The 20,944-nt window shown below is 61.8% G+C and carries 21 protein-coding genes; 7 read left to right on the top strand and 14 right to left on the bottom strand.

Translation table 11 applies throughout. The features are described 5' to 3' along the window. Window positions 1–182 precede the first annotated feature (182 nt). The 12 genes from AWB65_RS35685 to AWB65_RS20190 all read right to left on the bottom strand — a co-directional run bounded on the left by AWB65_RS35685 (window position 183) and on the right by AWB65_RS20190 (window position 12,073). Window positions 183–758 carry a hypothetical protein gene (locus tag AWB65_RS35685; RefSeq protein WP_125474160.1) on the bottom strand — a complete coding sequence of 192 codons (576 nt, stop codon included), beginning with the start codon at window positions 756–758 and terminating at the stop codon, window positions 183–185. A gap of 995 nt (window positions 759–1,753) precedes the next feature. After that, window positions 1,754–2,263, bottom strand: a complete 510-nt coding sequence (locus AWB65_RS20240) for a hypothetical protein (RefSeq protein WP_087668838.1) — start codon at window positions 2,261–2,263, stop codon at window positions 1,754–1,756. Window positions 2,264–2,766: 503 nt separating this feature from the next. Continuing rightward, window positions 2,767–3,780: a branched-chain amino acid ABC transporter permease gene (locus AWB65_RS20235; RefSeq protein ID WP_087668837.1), complete on the bottom strand. Its 1,014-nt coding sequence runs from the start codon at window positions 3,778–3,780 to the stop codon at window positions 2,767–2,769. A gap of 8 nt (window positions 3,781–3,788) precedes the next feature. Continuing rightward, window positions 3,789–4,673 carry a branched-chain amino acid ABC transporter permease gene (locus AWB65_RS20230; protein WP_087668836.1) on the bottom strand — a complete coding sequence of 295 codons (885 nt, stop codon included), beginning with the start codon at window positions 4,671–4,673 and terminating at the stop codon, window positions 3,789–3,791. A 15-nt stretch (window positions 4,674–4,688) separates the two neighbouring features. Continuing rightward, on the bottom strand, window positions 4,689–5,453 hold the full coding sequence (locus AWB65_RS20225) for an ABC transporter ATP-binding protein (RefSeq protein ID WP_125474159.1): 765 nt from the start codon (window positions 5,451–5,453) through the stop codon (window positions 4,689–4,691). After that, on the bottom strand, window positions 5,434–6,204 hold the full coding sequence (locus tag AWB65_RS20220; protein WP_087668835.1) for an ABC transporter ATP-binding protein: 771 nt from the start codon (window positions 6,202–6,204) through the stop codon (window positions 5,434–5,436). The genes AWB65_RS20225 and AWB65_RS20220 overlap by 20 nt, the downstream gene beginning before the upstream one ends. Window positions 6,205–6,267: 63 nt before the next feature. After that, on the bottom strand, window positions 6,268–6,957 hold the full coding sequence (locus tag AWB65_RS20215; protein WP_087668834.1) for a DUF2848 domain-containing protein: 690 nt from the start codon (window positions 6,955–6,957) through the stop codon (window positions 6,268–6,270). Between the two features lie 11 nt (window positions 6,958–6,968). Then, window positions 6,969–8,216: an ABC transporter substrate-binding protein gene (locus AWB65_RS20210; protein WP_125474158.1), complete on the bottom strand. Its 1,248-nt coding sequence runs from the start codon at window positions 8,214–8,216 to the stop codon at window positions 6,969–6,971. A 37-nt stretch (window positions 8,217–8,253) separates the two neighbouring features. Then, window positions 8,254–9,597, bottom strand: coding sequence for an amidase (locus tag AWB65_RS20205; protein WP_087668832.1), 1,344 nt, complete (start codon window positions 9,595–9,597; stop codon window positions 8,254–8,256). Window positions 9,598–9,599: 2 nt separating this feature from the next. Continuing rightward, window positions 9,600–9,986, bottom strand: coding sequence for a cupin (locus AWB65_RS20200; protein WP_087668831.1), 387 nt, complete (start codon window positions 9,984–9,986; stop codon window positions 9,600–9,602). Window positions 9,987–10,028: 42 nt separating this feature from the next. Beyond that, a complete protein-coding gene (locus AWB65_RS20195; protein ID WP_087668830.1) occupies window positions 10,029–11,510 on the bottom strand; it encodes a 4-hydroxyphenylacetate 3-hydroxylase family protein in 1,482 nt (493 codons plus the stop codon). A 32-nt stretch (window positions 11,511–11,542) separates the two neighbouring features. Beyond that, entirely contained in the window at window positions 11,543–12,073 is a 531-nt protein-coding gene (locus AWB65_RS20190) for a flavin reductase family protein (RefSeq protein ID WP_087668829.1), read from the bottom strand. Window positions 12,074–12,345: 272 nt separating this feature from the next. Between AWB65_RS20190 and AWB65_RS20185 the strand changes: the two genes are divergently transcribed. Then, entirely contained in the window at window positions 12,346–13,569 is a 1,224-nt protein-coding gene (locus tag AWB65_RS20185; RefSeq protein ID WP_087668828.1) for an IscS subfamily cysteine desulfurase, read from the top strand. 20 nt (window positions 13,570–13,589) lie between these two features. Here AWB65_RS20185 and AWB65_RS20180 read toward each other — a convergent pair whose 3' ends face one another. Then, entirely contained in the window at window positions 13,590–14,132 is a 543-nt protein-coding gene (locus tag AWB65_RS20180) for a MarR family winged helix-turn-helix transcriptional regulator (RefSeq protein WP_087668827.1), read from the bottom strand. Window positions 14,133–14,203: 71 nt separating this feature from the next. On the opposite strand from AWB65_RS20180, the gene AWB65_RS20175 reads away from it, so the two are divergent. From AWB65_RS20175 to AWB65_RS20170, 3 genes are all read left to right on the top strand, one after another. After that, window positions 14,204–14,818: a hypothetical protein gene (locus AWB65_RS20175; RefSeq protein ID WP_235007701.1), complete on the top strand. Its 615-nt coding sequence runs from the start codon at window positions 14,204–14,206 to the stop codon at window positions 14,816–14,818. A 248-nt stretch (window positions 14,819–15,066) separates the two neighbouring features. Further along, a complete protein-coding gene (locus AWB65_RS37640; protein ID WP_268808255.1) occupies window positions 15,067–15,201 on the top strand; it encodes a hypothetical protein in 135 nt (44 codons plus the stop codon). A 55-nt stretch (window positions 15,202–15,256) separates the two neighbouring features. After that, entirely contained in the window at window positions 15,257–16,789 is a 1,533-nt protein-coding gene (locus tag AWB65_RS20170; protein WP_087668826.1) for a phage tail family protein, read from the top strand. A 114-nt stretch (window positions 16,790–16,903) separates the two neighbouring features. Here AWB65_RS20170 and AWB65_RS20165 read toward each other — a convergent pair whose 3' ends face one another. Beyond that, on the bottom strand, window positions 16,904–17,506 hold the full coding sequence (locus AWB65_RS20165; protein ID WP_087668825.1) for a YceI family protein: 603 nt from the start codon (window positions 17,504–17,506) through the stop codon (window positions 16,904–16,906). Between the two features lie 199 nt (window positions 17,507–17,705). On the opposite strand from AWB65_RS20165, the gene AWB65_RS20160 reads away from it, so the two are divergent. Genes AWB65_RS20160 through AWB65_RS20150 form a run of 3 tightly spaced genes read left to right on the top strand, consistent with a single transcriptional unit; the run spans window position 17,706 to window position 20,924 of the window. Next, entirely contained in the window at window positions 17,706–18,632 is a 927-nt protein-coding gene (locus AWB65_RS20160; protein WP_087668824.1) for a hypothetical protein, read from the top strand. Further along, window positions 18,629–19,507, top strand: coding sequence for a Tll0287-like domain-containing protein (locus AWB65_RS20155; protein ID WP_087668823.1), 879 nt, complete (start codon window positions 18,629–18,631; stop codon window positions 19,505–19,507). The genes AWB65_RS20160 and AWB65_RS20155 overlap by 4 nt, the downstream gene beginning before the upstream one ends. Before the next feature lie 13 nt (window positions 19,508–19,520). After that, window positions 19,521–20,924, top strand: a complete 1,404-nt coding sequence (locus tag AWB65_RS20150; RefSeq protein WP_087668822.1) for a serine/threonine-protein kinase — start codon at window positions 19,521–19,523, stop codon at window positions 20,922–20,924. The last annotated feature ends 20 nt before the right edge of the window (window positions 20,925–20,944 follow it).

Below are 20,944 nucleotides of genomic sequence, written 5' to 3'. Positions count from 1 at the left end.
AGTTTTACTAACTACTCTGGATCGTCATCTTTCTTCGCATGACCGAGTCGCTTGCCAATTAACCAAGGCACAGCACCGAGAGATCATCGATTCGCTTTTGATCGATGCGGCCACGACGCCATGTAAAGGACGACTTGCTTGAAACCGGCGTGGTCGACCTAACCCGTCCGGGCGCATCCCGTCTAGCTGCTCTTTGAGGTCATGCGCTTGCTGTGCCGCCGGACGCTCACACTCAACTCCGAGATAATCTCCGACGCCACTTTTATGATCTGGCTCTGGCTGAATCCTGCTATTGTCATTTCGCGATAAAACGACCTGGCGACGATTCTCGCCATCTCATGCGGGCATTCGCCCAAACCGCCCATTTTGGCGATGCTGGCTATTTCCTTTTGCCAGGGCGAAACATAAATAGTCTGTGTCTCTGATCCCGAATGCCGGCTGTCTGCGCGATGCAAGCCGCTCGTCAAAGTGGCTACAATTTCGAGTAACTCCTCTTCTTCTTTATTTACATCCGGTTTGCGGGCTGCTCTTCCTACTTTCATTACACCCGGCTTACCATCTTCAACCGACATGGGCGAAAGGCTGGTTAGACTCTCCGGTAAAAGCCCAGGACTATTCAAATCCCCGACGCTGCTCCCATTACTGGTATATCCGCGTTGTTTCATCGCTTTAATTTCAAAGCGAAGCTTTTCCATCATGCACGCACTTTCACAAGTGGAATTCAGTCCGGTAATCGCGCGCCCTCTGGATGAGGTCATGTCTGACAAACTCCTAAATGCCGGTGCGCGCCTTTTAGGGCAAGCCTGCGCTAACGCGCAACCGGATTGCTTCGCGAGACTAGCCAGCGATATGCCAAGCGTCGATGATATCGAGCTCGTCTCTCAACATGAGGGACCACCGGTTTGATGGGCAACGCTAAAAGATAAACATAAATCTTTAAGACACTCTCCTTAAAATTAGGAACGCTATCTACGATCCAAGGAGCAACGAGATCGCGTTAGGCTCTCTAAGTGTCTCTTTCTCTGAACTTGAGAACATCATCGAATTACCGGGTAAAACCGTATGTGCGCCGCCCAACGTGCGAGGGCCTTTTCTACAGAGCATAAATTTTGGCATCCATATTTATATAACCGCCATCGATAACGTCAGCATTTAGTCGGATAATCCTATATAAAGTGCTTGCAATTCTCGGTGCCCAACATCGGTGAATAAAACGGGTAACGAAAACGCGAATTTCGATCCGAAAAAATCTGAGTCTGTTCTGTGTCAGTGTGGCGATCAATTTCGTAGTACCTATGCGAAATATGTGCCAGGAGGCGCTCCCTCGGCAAACACATCGTCGTCGCTTGATGCACCGATAATCCCTTCCACTTCTCTTGCGGACCGAGCGCCGCCCGAGGCTTCCACGGCGCGGCTTCGCGAGATGGCTTCCATTCTCCGAGCCATCGAGAGGTCGTTGTCCTGCACGATAGCTGCGCACGAGAGAATGCATGTGAACTGCCATCGAAAGTCAATGTGTTGGCGACCTGCGAACAAATAGCTTGCCGTGTGTTGGATGCAGACAGGTACTCAAGTGCGACATTCGGGGCGATCGTGCTATCGGGCGGTGTCAGGCGCTTCGCTCTTGGGCGCCGCAAGAACGGAAGGCTCGCGGCGCGGCATCTGCTTGATGCGCTCGACGGCAAACGGCCTCCACGCGAATATGAAGTGGTGTTGCAGGCGCGCGCGACAGGTTGGTGCGCATCGCGTTGATTCAGGTCTGGGTCGAGCGCGCCTGCGGTCTTGGCAACTTGAGTTGCGGCGGTTCCAGAACCCGATATGACTCAAGCTCCTCCAAGTCGAGCCGGACATGCACCCGTACTCGCGCTGCTGATTTCCAGCGCAGGGTGATGACCGGGCTGCCATCGGCGGGCGACACGACGCAATCGATATCGAAGCCCAGGTCCGCCTTGAGCCTCGCCTCGGATGACACCAGCTCGTTCGACGCGGCCTGGATAGCCTGCACACGGACAAAGTCGATCGTGCCGGCAATGACGATCTGCGTTTGCAGCTTGTCAATCGTCGTGCCTTCTTTGGCGCGCCACGGGTGGTGCTGAAAGACCGTTGCGGTCGTCGGCTGATCGTGCTCGAAATTTATCGAATCGAACAGCACGCGCTGCATCTGCACGCCGCTGACGGGCGGCGGCAAGCAAAACGACGCGCCCTTCACCGACGCGAGAAGCGTCTCGGCGACAGAGGAAACTTTGCCCTGGAATTCGATCATCTTGCCCCCAGCAGGCTCCGGCGTCGGACTTCACCGCGGCCTTCTATTCAGCATAGTCAATCGCTGTGCGCGTTCAACCCGCAAGATGTATGTCCGCTAAAGGTCCTTCTTCCTCGCAACCGGCGATAACCGAACTAACCTGAGTCCTTTGAACCAAGTTTGATTTGATTTCGAGCTAGTCATGCGGATCGAGAACTTGCGCGATGCCAAAATCAATTTTCATAAGTTGCTGCGGATAAAAAGGGGATGCATCGAATCCCTTTTCCGTCGAACTCGTCGCGTTTGCATGGATTGGTTCTAAGAGACAGCAGCCTGTGGCTACCTGTCCGGCGCAGCCGCCCTTTATCGAAAGGCAGCTTTTCGGGCAACCTCTTTCGGCAAGCATTGGACCGACGCGCCGCATTCCGGCTGTTCGAACCCACGGGCTCGCGAAAATCATCCAACGTCGGCTCTGTACATCCAAGACGACGTTGTCCTGCCCCGCACGTCCACACATTCACGGATCAGGCGCTGTCGCGAGGCACTAGACGCCCGAGCAGGCGACTCCGTCGTTCCCGCTGCCCCAGCCATCGCACGGCCTCGCCCACGACGCCGCGTCGGAACAGCATGACGCACGCCACGAACATCACTCCGGTAACAATGCTGACTGATTCGCCCAGCCGCTCAAACCAACCGAGATGCGTGACGTCCGCGAGCCATGTGCCGAACGCGGCAAGCTTCGTCTCGAGCCCGATGACGATCACCGCGCCGGCCACCGGTCCGAGACGCGTGCCGAGTCCACCCAGCAACGTCATGAGAATGACGGTGCCCGACATCGTCCAGTGCACATCGGAAAGCGTGGCGAAGCCGAGCACGAGCGTCTTCATCGCGCCCGCGAGACCCGCGCAAGCCGCCGAGATGACGAACGCCAGCAGCTTGAAGCGATCGACGTCATAGCCGAGCGAGACCGTGCGCGCCTCGTTCTCCCGCAGCGCGCCAAGGATTCTGCCGAACGGAGAATCGATCACGCGGCCGACGAACGCGAACGCCATCGCACCGACAGCCAGCACGACGTAATAGAGCGTGAGGTCATCGTCGAGCGGAACGGCGCCGAACAGCCGTCCGCGCGGTACGCCCTGCATGCCGTCCTCGCCCCCTGTGAATGGCGCCTGTACGCAAAAGAAGTAGATCATCTGGGCGAGTGCGAGCGTGACCATCGCGAAGTAGATGCCTTTGCGCCGGATCGCGAGCAGCCCCATCCCGAAACCAAGTGCTGCTCCGACGCCCGTGCCGAGCAGCAACGCGAACTCCGGTGGCAGACCATGATCGCGCAACGCGCTGCCTGCAACGTAGGCTGCGACGCCGAAGAAGGCGGCATGACCGAACGACAGCAGGCCCACATAGCCGAGCAGCAGGTTCAGCGACGTGGCGAAGAGCGCGAAGCACATCAGCTTCATCAGAAAGACCGGATAGGCGCCGAGCAACGGCGCGGCGGCTAGCACGGCAAGAACGACGACGAATGCAAAGCGGTTATGCATGTGACACCTCACTTCGATTGACCGAACAGCCCGGCGGGACGCACGAGCAGAACCAAAGCCATGACGGCGAACACGACCGTCGCGGACGCCTCCGGATAGAACAGCTTCGTCACGCTTTCGAGTACGCCGAGCGCAAGGCTCGTCAGCACCGACCCGGCAATCGAGCCCATCCCGCCGATCACCACGATCGCGAACACGGTGATGATCACGCTCTGCCCCATTAATGGCGACACCTGGATGACCGGCGCGGCGAGCACGCCGGCCAAGGCTGCGATCGCGACGCCGAAGCCGTAAGTCAACGAGACCATGCGCGGCACGTCGACGCCGAACGCCGCGACGAGGCGCGGATTCTCGGTCGCCGCGCGCAACAGCGCGCCGAGTTGCGTGCGCTCGATCGCCCACCACGCCGCCCCGCACACGGCGAGCGATGCGATGACGACCCATGCGCGATACGCCGGCAACATCATGAAGCCGAGATCGACGGCCCGCATGAGGCTGTCGGGCGCGGCATACGACATGCCCGACACGCCGTACACCGAGCTCGATAGCCCCTCAAGAATCAGCGTGATGCCGAGCGTGAGCAGCAAGCCGTAAAGATGATCGAGCTTATAGAGGCGACGCAGCATGGAACGCTCGACCAGGACGCCGACGAAACCCACCGTCAGCGGTGCGATGAGGAGCATCAGCCAGTAACTGAAGCCGAAGTAATTCGTGCCCATCCACGCAACGAGCGCGCCAAGCATGAAAAACGCACCGTGCGTGAAATTGATCACATTCAATAAGCCAAAGATGAGGGACAAGCCCAGACTCAGCACCGCATAAAAGCAGCCGTTCATCAAACCGAGCACGAGCTGACCCAATACCGCTGGTAGCGGCATACCGAGGATTTCCATGACGTTTCGCTCCGGTCAGATGTTGAGCAGCGCTTGCAGCGTGGCCGTTTTTTCAGGAAGGCACGCCGACTCGAAGGCGTCGACGATACGTCCGTGTTCCATCACGTAGAAGCGATCGGCGAGCGGTGCGGCGAAGCGGAAGTTCTGCTCGACGAGCAGAATCGTGAAGCCGCGCGATTTGAGCAGCCTGATCACGCGCCCGAGGGTCTGCACGATAACCGGTGCGAGTCCTTCAGAGATTTCATCGAGCAGAAGGATGTCTGCGCCCGTGCGCAGAATCCGCGCGATCGCCAACATCTGCTGCTCGCCGCCCGACAAGCGCGTGCCCTGACTCGCACGACGCTCGGCGAGGTTCGGGAACATCGCGTAGATTTCGTCGAGCGGCATCGGGATGCCCTTCGCATTCGGAAGACGCGGCGGCAACAACAGGTTTTCCTCGCACGACAGCGCCGCGAAGATGCCGCGCTCCTCCGGACAATATCCGACACCGAGCCTCGCCACGCCCTGCGGCTCCTGACCGATCGTCTCGCGGCCGTCGATGCAAACCGAGCCACGGCGCGTATCGGTCAGTCCCATGATCGCCTTCAACGTCGTGCTGCGGCCCGAACCATTGCGGCCGAGGAGCGTGACCACTTCGCCGCGTGCCGCACGCAGGTCGACGCCATGCAGGATGTGCGAATCGCCATACCATGCTTCGAGCCCCGTCACGCGCAGTGCGTCTTCGCATGCCACCGAGTTTTTGTCAGCGTCATCGAGCAGTTCAATGTGCGAGCGATGCATCTTCGGTCCCCATGTACGCTTCCTTAACTTGCGGATTCGCGGAGACAGCCGCGTAGTCCCCTTCGGCCAGGATCTCGCCACGCTGGAGCACCGTGATCGTGTCGGAGATGCTCGACACCATCTTCATGTTGTGCTCAACCATCAGAATCGTTCTTCCTTTCGATACCTTGTCGATGAGCGCCGTCACGCGATCGACATCCTCGTGTCCCATGCCTTGCGTGGGTTCGTCGAGCAGCATCAGCACGGGATCCATCGCGAGCGTCGTCGCGATTTCGAGCGCGCGCTTATGGCCGTACGACAGCTCGACGGTCTTCACATCGGCGTAAGCGGCGAGACCGACGTCTCCCAGCAATTCGAGCGCGCGTTCGCGCAGGCGCTTCACCATCGCGCTGCTCTTCCAGAATCGATACGACACGCCGAGCGGCCGCTGCAACGCGATCGTCACGTTATCTACCGGCGTGAGGTGCGGGAACACCGCGGAAATCTGGAACGACCGGACTACGCCTTGCCGGGCGATCGCCGCGGGCGCTGCACGGGTGATTTCGCGGCCATCGAAGAAAATCTGTCCTGACGTGGGCGTCAGGAATTTCGTCAACAGGTTGAAGCACGTCGTCTTGCCGGCGCCGTTCGGCCCGATCAATGCGTGTATCGTGCCGCGGCGCACCCGCAGATCGATACCATTGACTGCCGTGAAGCCGTTGAACTCCCTGGTTAGACCCCTTGTCTCCAGGATCATGTCTGCATGCGTCATCGCGGATCTCCTTGCCGTCTCCGCGCGTGAGGGCGACGGCCTTATATATTTTGATTGCCGGCCTCAGCCGGCCACCGGCAGCGTCTCTATCTCATAGGCGTGCCGCAGCGCACGCCCGAGGACCGGATCTTCGAGCACCGTCTCGAAGCGCTGCGCCGGGCGAATCCCGCCGATAGCCGCGAGCGTGCCGCATAGCATCGCGGTCCCGTCGACGAACTCGCCGCCGCGTTGCGCGAACTGGCCGAGCAAATCCAGCGGTGAGCGCATCGCGGTCACCTTTCCTTCCTGGTAGAGCACGCGTTCGCCGTCGATCGTCGCGTACGAGCGCAGCAGCAGCTTGTCCCAGTGGCCGGCCACGTCGCTCAAACGCCATAGCGTGTTCGAGCACGGCTTGTCGCACATCTGCTTCGATACCGTGATGCCGTAGGTCTCGACCTGGCGATCCGTATGGTCCGAGGCGACGCCGACATACACTTCGCCGGCGTCCTTCACCAGCACGAATTCCGCTTCGCCGCTGCTCTCCTCGCCCGTGACCTGCATCATTGGCGCGGGACCGAAGCGGTCCACCGCGACGCGGTAGAAAGCTGGTGTATAGGCGGGCCGCCTGATGCCCAGTTCTTCGAGCTCGCGGATGTGCTTTTCCATCGCCTCCAGGTCGCGTCCGGTCCAGCCCGCGATGACGAGCGTATCGATTGAAATAGCGCGCTCGATGCTGCCGTCGCGGTCTTCAATGTTGAATGTGATGGTCTTCATCAACTTCTCCTTTATTTACCGGCGACGATCTTCCCGCTCGCGAGCGGGCAATGGCTCGCGCTGAGCGGCGCATAGGCTTCGTCTGCGGGAATCGTCTGCTTGATCGTGTAGTAATCCCAGGGCTTCTTCGACTGCTCCGGGCTCTTGACCTCGGCGATGTACATGTCGTGCACCATCAGCCCGTCTGCGCGAATCACGCCGTTGGTCGCGAAGAAATCGTTGACGGGCGTCTTGCGCATCTGCGCGAGCACGGCGTCGGATGAATCCGTGTTGCTCGCCTGCACCGCCTTCAGATAGTGCAGCGTCGACGAATAGACGCCCGCCTGGATGAACGTCGGCATGCGGCCAGTCTTCGCGAGGAAGCGCTGCGACCACGCGCGGCTCGCATCGGTCCGGTCCCAGTAGAACGGCGTCGTCAGCATCATTCCCTGCGCGGACTTGAGGCCGAGGCTGTGGACATCGCTGATGAACATCTGCAAGCCAGCGATCTTCTGCTTGCCTGGCGCGTTGATGCCGAACTCGCGGGCGGTCTTGATCGCGTTGACCGTGTCGGCGCCCGCATTGGCGAGCCCGATCACCTTCGCGTGCGACGCCTGCGCCTGCAGCAGGTTCGAAGACAGGTCCGCGGCGTGCATCGGATGCTTCGATTCGCCGATCACCTTGCCTCCCGCCGCATTGAGCGCCGCAGCCGAATCGTTCTTCAGCGATGCGCCGAGCGCGTAGTCGACGGTCAGGAAGTACCACGAGTTATCGCCTGCGCGCGCCATCGCCTTCACGAGACTCGTCGTCAACGCATAGGTGTCGTAGGAGTACTGGATCGTGTACGGCGAGCACGCCTCGTTGCTGAGCTTGGTCGTGCCCGCGCCGCTTGCGATCGCGATCCGGTGCTTCTCCTTCGCCACGTTCGACACCGCGAGCGCGACGGACGACGGCAACAGGTCCTGCACCATATCGACCTGCTGGTTGTCGAACCATTCGCGCGCGACCGTCGCGGCGACATCGGTCTTGTTCTGGTGATCGGCGCTGATCACCTTGACCGGCACACCGAGCACTTTGCCGCCGAAATCGTCGACGGCCATCTGCGCGGCGACGACCGAGCCTTTCCCGCCGATGTCGGAAAAGATCGACGACATGTCGGTGAGCACGCCGATCTTCACCACGCCGTCACTGATGTCGGCGGCGCTGGCCGCTTGAGAGCCGGATGCGCACGCCATCGCAACGGCGGCGGACATTGCGGAGCACGCGAGTTGCCTGAACATGGAAGTCTCCTTGATAGGGTTTAGGAAGAGCGACGGATCACTGCGGACGCACAACCGGCTCGGCACCCATGCTTATTGCGAGCAACTGGCGATCGCTCATGCACCGGCCCATCAACATCAGGCCAACGGGTGCCTGATCCGGTTCGTGACAGGGAATCGACACTGCGCACAGATCGAGCATGTTGGCGATCGACGGATTGCGTAGCAGCAAGCGATTGGTCGCCGTGTAAGCGGGCTCCTCCTCGAGGTCCGCCATGCGCGGCGCGACGATCGGCACGGTCGGGCAGACGATGGCGTCGAAGGGGCGCATTTCGTCGTCGGCTTGCCGGCAAAGCTGGGCCCGCAGCGCACGGTTGCGCAGGTAATCGGCCGTGCTGTGTTCGCTGCCGAGCCGGATGCGAGAGATTACGCGTGGGTCGTATTCGCCGGCATGACGCTTGATCAGTCCGACGTGCCATGCCCATGCTTCAGCCGCGACGAGGCCGCCATGCTGACCGAGGGTCGAAAGGTGCTGCCAACTGTCGAACGACACTTCCCGCACGATCGCGCCCGCCGCCGTCAACCGCGCAATCGCCCGTTCGAACGCGGCTGCTACTCTTACGTCCATGTCGTCGAGCACGATGCTCGTCGGTATGGCCAGCCGTACACCCCGCAGCGAATGCGGCACGAATGCGCCCGGTTCCGTGTCACCAGCCATGATCGAATCGAGCACGGCACAGCTCGCGACGCTCGGAGCGATGGAGCCAATCGAGTCATAACTCGGCGACAGCGGCACCGCGCCTTCTACCGGAATGCGTGCGGCTGTTGGCTTGAAACCGGCGAGGCCGCACAGCGCCGCCGGGATGCGGCACGAACCGCCGGTATCCGAGCCGATCGCGGCAGCGGCCATGCCATCCGTCACCGACACCGCCGCACCCGACGACGAGCCGCCCGGAATGCGCGCCGCGCTTCTGTTGAAAGGGTTCGCGGGCGTGCCGAAGTGCGGATTGATGCCAAGGCCCGAATACGCGAACTCTGTCATGTTGGTGCGGCCGACGAACACCGCGCCCGCCGCGCGCAGTCTGCCGATCGCGACGGCGTCGCGTGTGGCGGCTCGCTCGGGAAGAATCCTGCTGCCGGCCCGTGTGACTTCACCTTGCACGTCGAAGAGATCTTTCACCGAGACCGGGATGCCCGAGAGCGGACCCGCGACGCCATAGCGGCGCAGCGCGTCGCTTGCGGCTGCCTGCGCTGCTGCCGCCGGACTCGGGCCGTGCGGAAAGACGCGCTCACCTTCGCCCGTGCCATCGCCGATACGCTCGACGCACGACGCGAGAAGCGTCGCCGCATGGAGACGGCCGTCGGCGAGTTGGGCGCGCAATGATTCGAGAGCGGGGAGCATGATCAGGCCGGGTCGTAGTAGTGAACTTCGAGGAGCACGCAGCCGCCGTTCGACTTGAACGGGCCATGCCACGCGCCTGGCGGACGCACCGCGTAGGTATAGCCTTCGAATGGCTCGCCGCCCTCGCCTTTCTCGTCGTTGCCGACGGTGAGATCGCCTTCAACGAGAAACACTTCCTCCCAGTAGTCGTGGACGAACGGCTTCGTCGTATGCATCCCTGCGGGCAGGCGCAATAGACGCGTGCGGCTGCCGCGCTTGCTGTCGGTGTCGAGCGCACCGGACAGGATCAGTTCCTGCGCGCCCGAGCCGGGCGCATAGCCTTCCGGCAACTGCCAGCCTTCTGCCATATCGAGTCCATGAAACTCGTCGTGAAGTTTGTTGATAGCCATGCTTCTCTCCTGTGGGGAATGCTGATTTGCGTTCAATCGATGTCAGGCCGCCTGGCGTGTCTTCGCGAGTTCCGCATCGAGCGAATAGGTGGACAGCAGGTTGTCGACGAGACCGGTGGCGCGCCGCCAGTCGTAGCTGCGATACGCGTGACCCTTGGTCACGAACGAAGCGCCCGCATAGAACAGTTCGTACTGGTTGTGCCGCGAGGCGAACTCCGAGCCCACCGCGTCCCATGCAAGCTTGAAGAACTTCACGCGTTCCTCGGCGCTGCAAACGGGCGACTTCTGGGTTTTCTCGATGATGCGGGCGAGGTCCGGATTCTCGAAGTCGTGCAGGCTGGACGGCAGCATGATCATTCCGCCGCCCGCGAGTTCGCGCAGCGTGTTGAGAATCTTCGAATAGAGTTGCTGAGTGAGCACCTGCGAGCTGTAGAGCATGTTGCGGTCGGGTACGTAGTAACCGTTGACCACGCTGCCCTTTGCCTCCATGCCATAGACATACGCCTCGACCATCGACGCTTCCGATGCCAGCTGGCCCAGCGTCTCGCGAACCTGTGGGAACGCGTTGGTGCCGTTGATTTCCGACGTCTTGAGACCGAGACCGACGAGGAAACGCAGTTTCGTCATCAGCCGCACCTGACACTGATAGTTCTGGTAGACGTGCGCCGGCGTCGCATGGAACTGCTTCGCGCACATCGCTACATCGCCGGCGACGAAGATCCGTTCCCACGGCACCTTGACGTCGTCGAAATACAGCACCGCGTCGTTCTCGTCGTAGCGGCTCGACAGCGGATTATCGAACACCGATTGCGCGTGCGCCTCGTAGGACTTGCGCGACATCACCTTCATGCCCCTGGCGTTCATCGGAATTGCAAACGAAAGCGCGTACATCTCGTCGCCTTCACGCAGCGGCTGAATGCAACTGCAGAAGACCTCGTTCGCCATGATGCCGCTCGTCGCGAGCATTTTCGCGCCGCGCACCGTGATGCCTTCCGCATCCTGGTCGACGATGCCCACCGCGAGATACTTGTCCTCCTGCTCATGCGCCGACTTCGACTGATTGGCCTGCGGATTGACGATCACGTATGTCAGGAAGAGATCGTTGTCGCGGGCATATTTGTAGTAGTCGCGCAGCGCGCCTGCGCGGGCCGGATCGTACTGTTCGAACAGGTCGATCCCCATGAACATGCCCGAGATGCACGACGCGACGTGATCCGGCGAGCGGCCCATGAAGCCGAAGTGCAACTCGGTCCACGCCTCGAGTGCGGCGCGCCGCTCGACCAGTTGCTCATAGGACGTCGGCAGTTCCCAGATGCGGCTCACGCGATTGCCGGAATCCGGCGAGACGAAAGTCATCTTCTCGACGTTCTCCGGACGCGCCTGATAGTCGTAGAGACTTGCGTAACTGCGGATCGAATTGCGGAATGCGGGATGCGCGGTGACGTCGCCGACCGCCTTTCCGTCCAGATAGACCTGACGTCCGTCGCGCAATGACGCAATGTGTTGAGTGCCGTTTTTGATCATGATGTTCTCCAGGAATGAATTCGTCTGCCGTTTCAGGCCGACGCTGCGTGAACGCCGTTGAGCGTGTGGTAGCGGCCGCCGAAGAAAATGAGCGGACGTCCTTGCGAGCGTGTCCGATGACGGGTCACGCGGCCGACGAAGATCACGTGGTCGCCGCCGTCGTATTGCGCATACGGTTCGCATTCGAAGGTCGCGAGTGTGTCGGGAAGCAGGACGGGGGTGTCGCATTGGTCCGTCGTGTTGTCGCGCCAGCCCCACTTGTCGCCGTTGCCCTTCGCGAACCGGTTCGACATGTCTTGTTGCGACTCTTCGAGCACGTTGACGGCGTAGCTGTCGGATGCACACAGATCGCCGAGACTCAAGCTGCGGCGGTCTACCGAGAATAGAATCAGCGGCGGATCGAGCGACACCGAATTGAACGAAGCGACGGTCATGCCGATTGGCAGCCCTTCGCGCCTCGGCGCCGTGATAACCGCGACACCCGTCGCGAACATGGATAACGCGCCACGGAACTCGCGCTGCACTTCCGGATCGCCGCTCGGCCGTACGATGCTGACTTTCATCTCGCTCTCCTTCGCGCCGCTCTGCCGGCGACGCCTCCGTCCCGAAAACACAAAGCATCTTTTTTTAGCTTTGTTACATAGCTTTTATTAAATTCCAAACGATGCGGCTGTTCAAGCTATCGTTAACCCTCGGCAAAAAAGCTTTGCATGAAAGACATCCCTACTCGGCGAGTGGGTGTTCCCCCGAACGCGCAAACGTCCGGGCTACACTGCGGGCGACCTTGCAACCCAGTCTTTCACGTCAGGAAAGACACTGCGCTGGAGCACGAACGATGCAATCCGGATCATCCTCACGCCCCATTTACATGGACTACAGCGCGACGACGCCAGTCGATCCGCGCGTGGTCGAGAAAATGGTTCCGTTTCTGTACGAGCACTTCGGCAACCCCGCATCGCGCAGCCACAGCTACGGCTGGAAAGCGGAGGAAGCGGTTGAGACCGCGCGCGGGCACGTGGCCGATCTGCTGCACGCGGACCCGCGTGAAATCATCTGGACGTCGGGCGCGACCGAAGGCAACAACCTCGCGATCAAAGGGGCGGCAAACTTTTACAAGGCGCGCGGCCGTCACATCGTGACGGTGAAAGCCGAGCACAAGGCTGTGCTGGACACCTGCCGCGAGCTGGAGCGACAAGGATTCGAAGTCACGTATCTGGACGTCGGGCAAGACGGACTGCTCGACCTCTCGACGGTCCGCGCGGCACTGCGCGCCGACACCGTCCTCGTGTCCGTCATGATGGTCAACAACGAAACCGGCGTGATACAGCCAATCGCCGCAATCGGGGCGATGTGCGGCGAGAAAGGCATCGTGTTCCATTGCGACGCGGTGCAGGCGGCCGGCAAGATCGTCATCGACGTCGATGATCTCGGTGTCGATTTGCTGACGGTGACCGCGCACAAGGTCTATGGCCCGAAAGGCATCGGCGCGCTGTATGTGCGGCGCAAGCCGCGCGTGCGCATCGAAGCGCAGATGCACGGTGGCGGACACGAACGCGGCATGCGCTCGGGCACGCTGCCGACGCATCAGATCGTCGGGATGGGCGAAGCGTTTCGTCTTGCGAAGGAAGAGATGGAAGTGGAACGCCGGCGCGTCGGCGCATTGCGTGACCGGCTGCTTGCGGGCCTTCTGGAACTGGACGAGGTCTATGTCAACGGCGACCCGACGCGCCGCATTGCGCACAATCTGAACGTCAGCTTCAACTTCGTCGAAGGTGAATCGCTCATCATGGGCATCAAGGGAGTCGCGGTGTCATCGGGGTCGGCATGCACCTCGGCATCGCTGGAACCTTCGTACGTGTTGCGCGCGCTCGGGCGCAGCGATGAACTGGCGCACAGCTCGATTCGCTTCACGCTCGGCCGCTTTACCACCGAGGCGGAAGTCGACGAGGTGATCCTTCAGGTGAAAGAGACGGTGGTCAGGCTGCGTGCGTTGAGTCCGCTGTGGGACATGCACCTCGAAGGCATCGATCTGAACACGATCCAGTGGGCCGCGCACTGATCATGCAGTCGGCCACGGACCTACCCTTTTTCCTGACGTGCGATCAGATGAGACAGATCGAGCGTTGCGCGATCGCCGTTCGCGACGAGCCGGTCGACAACCGAGCACAGCGCCTTGAATTCGGCCTTCGTGACGCCTTCGAACAGCACGTTGTTGATGCGCTGTTGCGTGGCGGCCAGTTCACGGAGCAGCTTTACTCCATTCGATGTCATCGTCAGGCGCATCTTTCGTTTGTCGTCTGGGTCCGACCGCTTGTCGATCAGGCCGAGCTTCTTGAGCTTTCCCGTCTCGATCGTGACGAACGCGCCGCTCAAATGCAGATGGTCCGCGAGCCGGTTCACCGTCACCGACTCGCCGTGCGAAAGATGTGCGACCGAGACGAGCAACGAATACTGGATGCCGGTCAGGCCGATGATTGTCCCAAAGCCGTCGCGCACGGACAGCAGCCGCGCGGCGAACGGAAGAAGACCGTTGATCAGATGGCGGAACTCCTTGTCCGTCCCATCGACGAGGCACGCTGGGTTCGTGATTGTAAGAGCGGATTCATCGACCTGCTTCGGCATGACGCGCAAACTCCCGGATGCTAATGTAGTTACCTTTTAAAACTAATTATACGGCAAAGCCCAGAATCGTCATGCTCGCGCGCGGCGACCTTGAGATTGTCGTCTACTTTATATCCGCCATGTCGTCATCTTCTGTTCAGTCTCTTCTGGAATGCTATATCCGCGCGAAGGATCAGAACCAGCCCGATCTGATCCATGATTGTTTCGCAGCCGACGCCGAAGTGACATTTTCGATTGCGACCGATGCAATCGACTTTCCCCATCGCGTAATCGGCGCCTCCGCGATCGCCAGGACACTGGTAACCGACTTCGGCGAGCGGTTCGACCGATGCCGCACCTACTACGTATGCGCGGCGCCGGAAGCGAATGAGGAAGGCATCTGCACGATGCCGTGGGTCGTGGCGATGCGTCAGAAGGACAACGAGTCTCTGCGGCTCGGCAAGGGGACGTACGCGTGGCGAATCAGCAGCGTGCCTGGGGAAGTGGACAGGATCATCGGGCTGCATATCGCCATCGAGCGCATGGACTTGATCGATGATCCCGGTGCCGTGAAGCTTCGAACGTTGCAGGAATCGCTGACCTATCCCTGGCTACCGCCGACCGCGCTAGCGGAGTGTATGGAACTGTTTCTGGCCAATCATCCGGACCCCGCTGTCCTCGCGTTTTGGCAACCGTCCCGGTATTGAATCAGATACAAACAAGCACGCTTCGCACCCGGCGCGATCGATCACTTTAATGGAATCGCGGCCGTGGTGGACGACCCTTACACATAAAACCACCCCTTTATTCCCGGCTCGCCCGGAAATAAATTTCTCCGTCTGCACGGAAGAAAACGCCATCGCGCGTTGTTCAAGTAAGCATGGACTGCGCGGGAAACTGCACCGCGCGCAACAAGGCTCGACGCGCACAGCGGCTCGGGCAGCGAGGAGAGACCATGCACCGCGCAATCTACGTCATGCAGCAAAGCTTCTTCAATCTCGGCTGCTTCTATCGAGTCGATATCCGCAGCCGCAGCGGCCGGCTGATCGAAAGCCACTACGTCGAGCTTCGCGACATCGCCTGGTGCTAGACACGCGGGTGCAGCAAATCAAATCACCAGAATCAAAGGCGCAAGGAGACCTCCGATGCCGTTCAGCAACAGCCAGCTACCCACTATCGTCCCTTACGACGAATGGCTCAGGGGAACATCGTCGCTCGTGCAGCCGCGCGGCGCAATGCTCAATGCGCTCGACACGCAGATACTCATGTATCAGCGCAATCGCACCATGTATCAGTTTCACCAGCTGTCGACTGCGTTCAAGCATTGGAAGGAAAGCGTCGGGCCCGGTTGCGAGTGGGAGAGGCACCCACGTAATGAATCGCGACTCTTCACGCTGCTCGATCAGGAGTTGCGCGGTCAGGGCGACACCGATGCCGCCTCGGGCGCACAGGACTTCATGACGCCAGCGCTGATCAATTCGCGGCTCGGCGTGCTGTACCTCTTCGGCAACATGACGATCGAGGACAACATTTTTCAGGTTCTGCTCGAAGGCGCTTTCGACGTGACCGTCGGCGGTCTGGGATTCGCGCCGGATTCGAACGAAGCCGCCTCGCGCGCCTCCGATGCATTGGAAAACAGCATCGTGCGAAAGTCCGCGGCAACGGCACTCGATCAAGTGCAGAACCGGATCAGGAAGCACAAGGGCAGCACACTCGTGAACGCCAACCAGCTCACGACGGGAAACGCGCCGCCGCCTTCCGAGGGCGCCGCGCGACGCCTGTATGAATCCATTCACACAAAGATCGAGGAAGCCGCGCGGAAGCTGTGGGACTTGATCCGCGAAAAGATGGTGGACTTCCGTAACGACCCGGGTGGCGTAGCGCTTGACGTGATGCCCGGTTTGATCCGCAAGCTTGTCGACTTCCTGTGCAAGAAGCTGCTCGCGGCGGTCGCGCCGCTGATCGGCGCGGGTCTCGACATTGCGAAGGGTATCGCCAATACCGTCGATAGCAGCATCACGAAGTATCGCGAATGGGTTGCGGGACGCGACGTCCAGTTGCTTGCGGGACACCCCGCGACGATCATCGAGGCCATCAAGCGCGCCATGAAGCTGAGCATCGGCCAGGGCGTGTACGACATGGTCAAGGGCGGCGCGGACCTCGGCCTGCAGATCGCGAGTTCGGGCGCATCGACCATTGTCGGAGCGATCGTGTCGATCCTCGAAACGCTCGCCAAGACGATCTGGAAGATCGTCGAGATCCTGCGCATCCAGCGGTTTTTCAAGCAGGCGGAAGGGCATTGGCACGCGCGTATGCAACGCGACGCGCTGCATACGCAGCCGATCGCCTTCAACAACTGGTTCAAGCGCTATGCAATCCCGATCCCCGTGCTTTCGGTGCTTGCGCTGAACTCGGGCATCTGCGGGGACAAGATGCATTTTCTTGCGATGTTCAAAGACAACGAAGCGGTGATCGGCGAGGCCGAGTTCCAGGCGGGCTGCAAGTACGTCGACGACCTGAAGGTCTGGGGCTCGAATTACCTCGGCGACGCCGGATTCAGCTTCGGTTCCGAGGACAATCTGATCAAGGGACTGCTGGAGTTTGCCGGCAATCACAAGCGGGAACCGACGTGGGATCTGAAAGTACGGCAGGCTGTGCTGGGATTCCTGAACGGCTGAGGCACGGTAGCTCGATTCATCCAGCGCCTTCACCATCGTGAAGGCGCCTGAAGCTGTTCTGGCTGCAGATACGACGCACGTTTCAACGCGCATCGTCCTGTTGCGATTCGGGTTCTACCGTCCCGGCTTGAGCAGCACCGAAAAGCTGACCGGCGCGGCGCTGGCGAGCACATCGAGGTTCATCACCGCGCGCAGCGCTTCGACGCCGTCCTGCAACCCATAATCTTTCAGGTTCACGACGAGCGGCACGCGCGTGCCGACGAGCAGCGCACCGGAGGCGAGTTTCACGACGCGCACGCTCGGCGTCAGCGGCCGGCTCTGCCCGTTAAGGGTGAGCTGACCGATCACGTCCATATCGACGCTTGAGCCGGCGGGCAACGCGTTCAGGCGCCGCGCATCGACTATGCCGGTGAAAACGGCCTTCGGGTTGTCCGCGACCTTGAACAGTATCTCCTTGATCCGCTCGTTCCTGAGGCCGATGTTCGTTTCGACGCTCGCCAGTTCAACGTCGAACACGAGCTTGCCGTCATCGCCGACCGAACCATCGATCTGCCTGAAAGTCTGCACTTCTTCTATCGCCGAGGTGCCGGGCGTGCCCGCCTTGGCCGTCATGAAGGAAAACGTCGACTGGCCGCTGTCGACGTGCCACGCGGCGTGGCTGGACGAGGCGGCCAGCGCGATCGTCAAGGCGACTGCAAGCGAAGTGGGTTTGCGCATCGTGGATACTCCCTGGGTTCAATGGAAATGGATCGGTCGTCGGATCGGACGGGTTCGCGGAACGCTCCGTGATCCCGTCTTGCCGACAACAGCGGGGAACGCGGATTTGTTCCATCGCCCGGAAAATAACTTTCATGGAATAGAAGCCGGGGCACGGCTGTTCTCGTCGCAATCCCCTTCACTTTCGAGGCAGGCGGCGATGAACATCCACCCATCAACGCGATCCGTTCTTGCACGATGGCTGCGCGGCGCGCTGGGCGTCGGCATCAGTGCCGCGTGCCTGTGCGCCGCACCACTCGCGCAGGCTGCCCAGGCGGTGCTGTTGCCCGAAGGACCCGTCACGCTGATTCGTGCCACGTCGGTCTTCGTGGTCGATGCACCGCTTCTCGTCGAACCCGGCGACATCTTCACGACCGGCGTTCATGGAGCCGCGCAACTCGAGGACGGCAGCGGCACGATCGCGCTGCTCGGGTCCCAGACGCGCATCACGGTCGATGCAGCGCCGAGCGGCGCGAAAACCAATATGCTCGACGCGCTTTCGCTGCTCGCGGGCTGGCTCAAGGTTGAACGCGGCACTGCCGCTGCGCCCGGCCAGCTCACGGTCGACACGGTCGTGTTGCGCGCCGCCCTCTCCCACGGAGCGGCCGTGATCCACGCGAACGCGAATGCGGCTTCGCTTTTCGTCGAGACGGGCAGCATCACGCTCGCTCTGCCCGGCATTGCCGACGCGCCGCAGCCGCTGAACGCCGAACGCTACGCACAGCGCGAAAGCGACAAACCACTCGAAACACGAGCGCGTCCCACGCCCGCGTTCGTCGGCGAGATGCCGCTCGCATTTCGCGATCCGCTTGCCTCGATCGCGGCGCGTCCGCAAGTGAAAGCCGCCGCGCCGGTCCAGGGCCGCGTGGTGGCCTACGCGGATATCGCCGACTGGCTCGCCTCGCCGCTCGCCGTGCGCAGCACGTTCGTCGCGCGCTTCCGGCCGCTCGCACGCGCCGAACCGTTCCGCACGCAGATCAGGCGGAATCTGCGCAATCTTCCCGAATGGCGGGCCGTGCTGTGTCCGCCACGGCCCGCGCCGCCGCGCCGGCCGGGCACGCCGCAATGGTCCGAGGTGGCCTCATGAGACTGTCGCTCAGCGTCAAATTCAACCTGGTGTTCCTCGCGATCTTTCTGATCGGCTTTGCGTCGGCCGGCCTCGCCGCGCGAAGTCTTCTGCGACGCTCGGCGGTCGATGAAACGGTGCAGAACGCGCGTGTCCTCATGGAGGCCGCGAGCGCGGCGCAGAACTACACCGCAACCCAGGTCACGCCGCTTCTGCAGACGCAGCTCAAGTACAGCTTCGTGCCGCAGTCGGTGCCGGCGTTCTCCGCCGTCGAGACGCTGATGACGCTGGAAAAGCATCTCGCGGGCTACTCGTATCGCTCGACGATGCTCAATCCGACCAATCCGCGCGACCGCCCCACTGACTGGGAAGCCGACGTCATCCGCCGGCTGCACGACAGGCCCGAGCTAAAGGAAGTGGTCGGCGTGCGCGATACGCCATCGGGTCCGAACCTGTACATCGCTCGCCCGAACCGCATCAACGATGTGGCATGCATGGAATGTCACAGCGTGCCGTCCGCTGCACCGAAGACGCTGATCGACAAATACGGTCCCAACAACGGCTTCAACTGGGCGCTGCACGAAGTGATCGGTGCGGACTTCGTCTCGGTGCCGATGGCGCTTCCCGTCGCGCGCAGCGACGCAGTGCTGCGCACGTTCCTCGTTTCGCTCCTCGTCGTGTTCGTGGCCTTGCTGTTCGCGCTGAATGCAATGGTCCACCTGCTCGTCACGAGGCGCATCCGCGCGCTCTCGCAGGCCGCCGACGAAGTGAGTCTCGGCAAGCTCGACGGCGACGCGTTCGTCGAGCGCGGCCGCGACGAGATCGCCTCGCTCGCGGCCTCGTTCGCGCGCATGAAGACGAGTCTCGTGGAAGCGTTCAAGATGATCGAGGCCTGAAGGAGCGCCCGCGATGGAGCCGCTGCCCGTCACGTCCATCGGCAAGTACCGCATCGACGGCAGGCTCGGCGCCGGCGCAATGGGCGTCGTGTATCGCGCGTTCGATCCGCATATCGAACGGCGGGTCGCGCTCAAGACCATTCGCCGCGAACTGTTCGAAGACGGCGAGCGCGCGAGCCTGATGGCGCGCTTTCGCAACGAGGCGCAGGCGGCAGGACGGCTCGCGCATCCGAATATCGTTAGCGTGTACGACTATGGCGAGACCGACGGCACCGCGTATATCGCGATGGAACTCGTCGAAGGGCGCGGGCTCAGCGGCCTGCTCGAAGCGGGCCGCCCGCTCGACCTCCCTGCTGCGCTCGGCTGGTTCGAGCAGTTGCTTGCCGCGCTCGGCTTTGCGCACGAGCACGGCGTCGTGCATCGCGACATCAAGCCGGCGAACCTGCTTCTTAACGCACACGGCCAGTTGAAGGTCACCGACTTCGGCATCGCGCACATCGAATCGTCGTCGATGACGATGGTGGGTTCCATCGTCGGCACGCCGAGCTACATGTCGCCGGAACAGATAGCGGGTGAACCGGTCGATGGCCGGTCCGATCTTTTTTCCGCCGCAGTCGTGCTGTATCAGATGCTGACAGGACACCGGCCGTTCGTCGGCGCGTCACAGGCCGCGGTGATGCAGCAGGTGCTGCGCGATACGCCGCGCGCGCCATCAGCATGCAACCCGGCGCTGCCCGCCGCGCTCGACGGCGTGATGTTCCGCGCGCTGTCAAAGGATCGCGCGGCGCGTTTTCCGTGCACGGCCGCGTTGCGACAGGCGCTGTTCCGGGCGGTGCATAAAACCGGGACGAGCCATCAGAGCGACGACGATCGCACGGTGCTGATCGCGGTTGCGCCGGAAGCCTCCGAAACCTGCAACGCGCCAGATCCAGCCGCGCTGGCGTCAGGCTCATTGCGCGGCAACGGCGCGCCGCTCGCAGCGTGGCCGGCCGCCGCGCTCGCCAATGTCGAAGCGCGGCTCGCCGCTCAGGTCGGTCCTGTCGCGCGCCTGCTGGTCGCGCGCTGCGCCGCGCGCACGGAGAACTTGCCCGCGCTCGTCGCGCTGCTCGTGCCACATATCCCTTCCGACAAGGGACGCAGGCAGTTCACCGAAGCCTTCGCCGAGGGCACTCGCGCACCCGCCGCGAATCACACAACGTCGGCGGACGTGTCGCGCAGCGGACAGCAGTTGACGGCGGAACAGGTGCAATCCGCCGCGCTGAAACTGGCGGTGTACCTCGGCCCGATCGCGCACATCGTCGCGAAACGGGAAGCGCCGCGCGCAGCCAGCCTGCGCGGGCTGCACGAACGCCTCGCCGACGCCATCCCCGACGAGCACGACCGCGTCCGGTTCCGGCGCGACGTCGGCTTGCAATGACCGGCTGCGAGCAAGCCGCC

This window comes from Caballeronia humi (assembly GCF_001544475.1).
Classification (GTDB): Bacteria; Pseudomonadota; Gammaproteobacteria; order Burkholderiales; family Burkholderiaceae; genus Caballeronia; species Caballeronia humi.
This window is presented reverse-complemented; position numbering and strand designations above follow the sequence as displayed.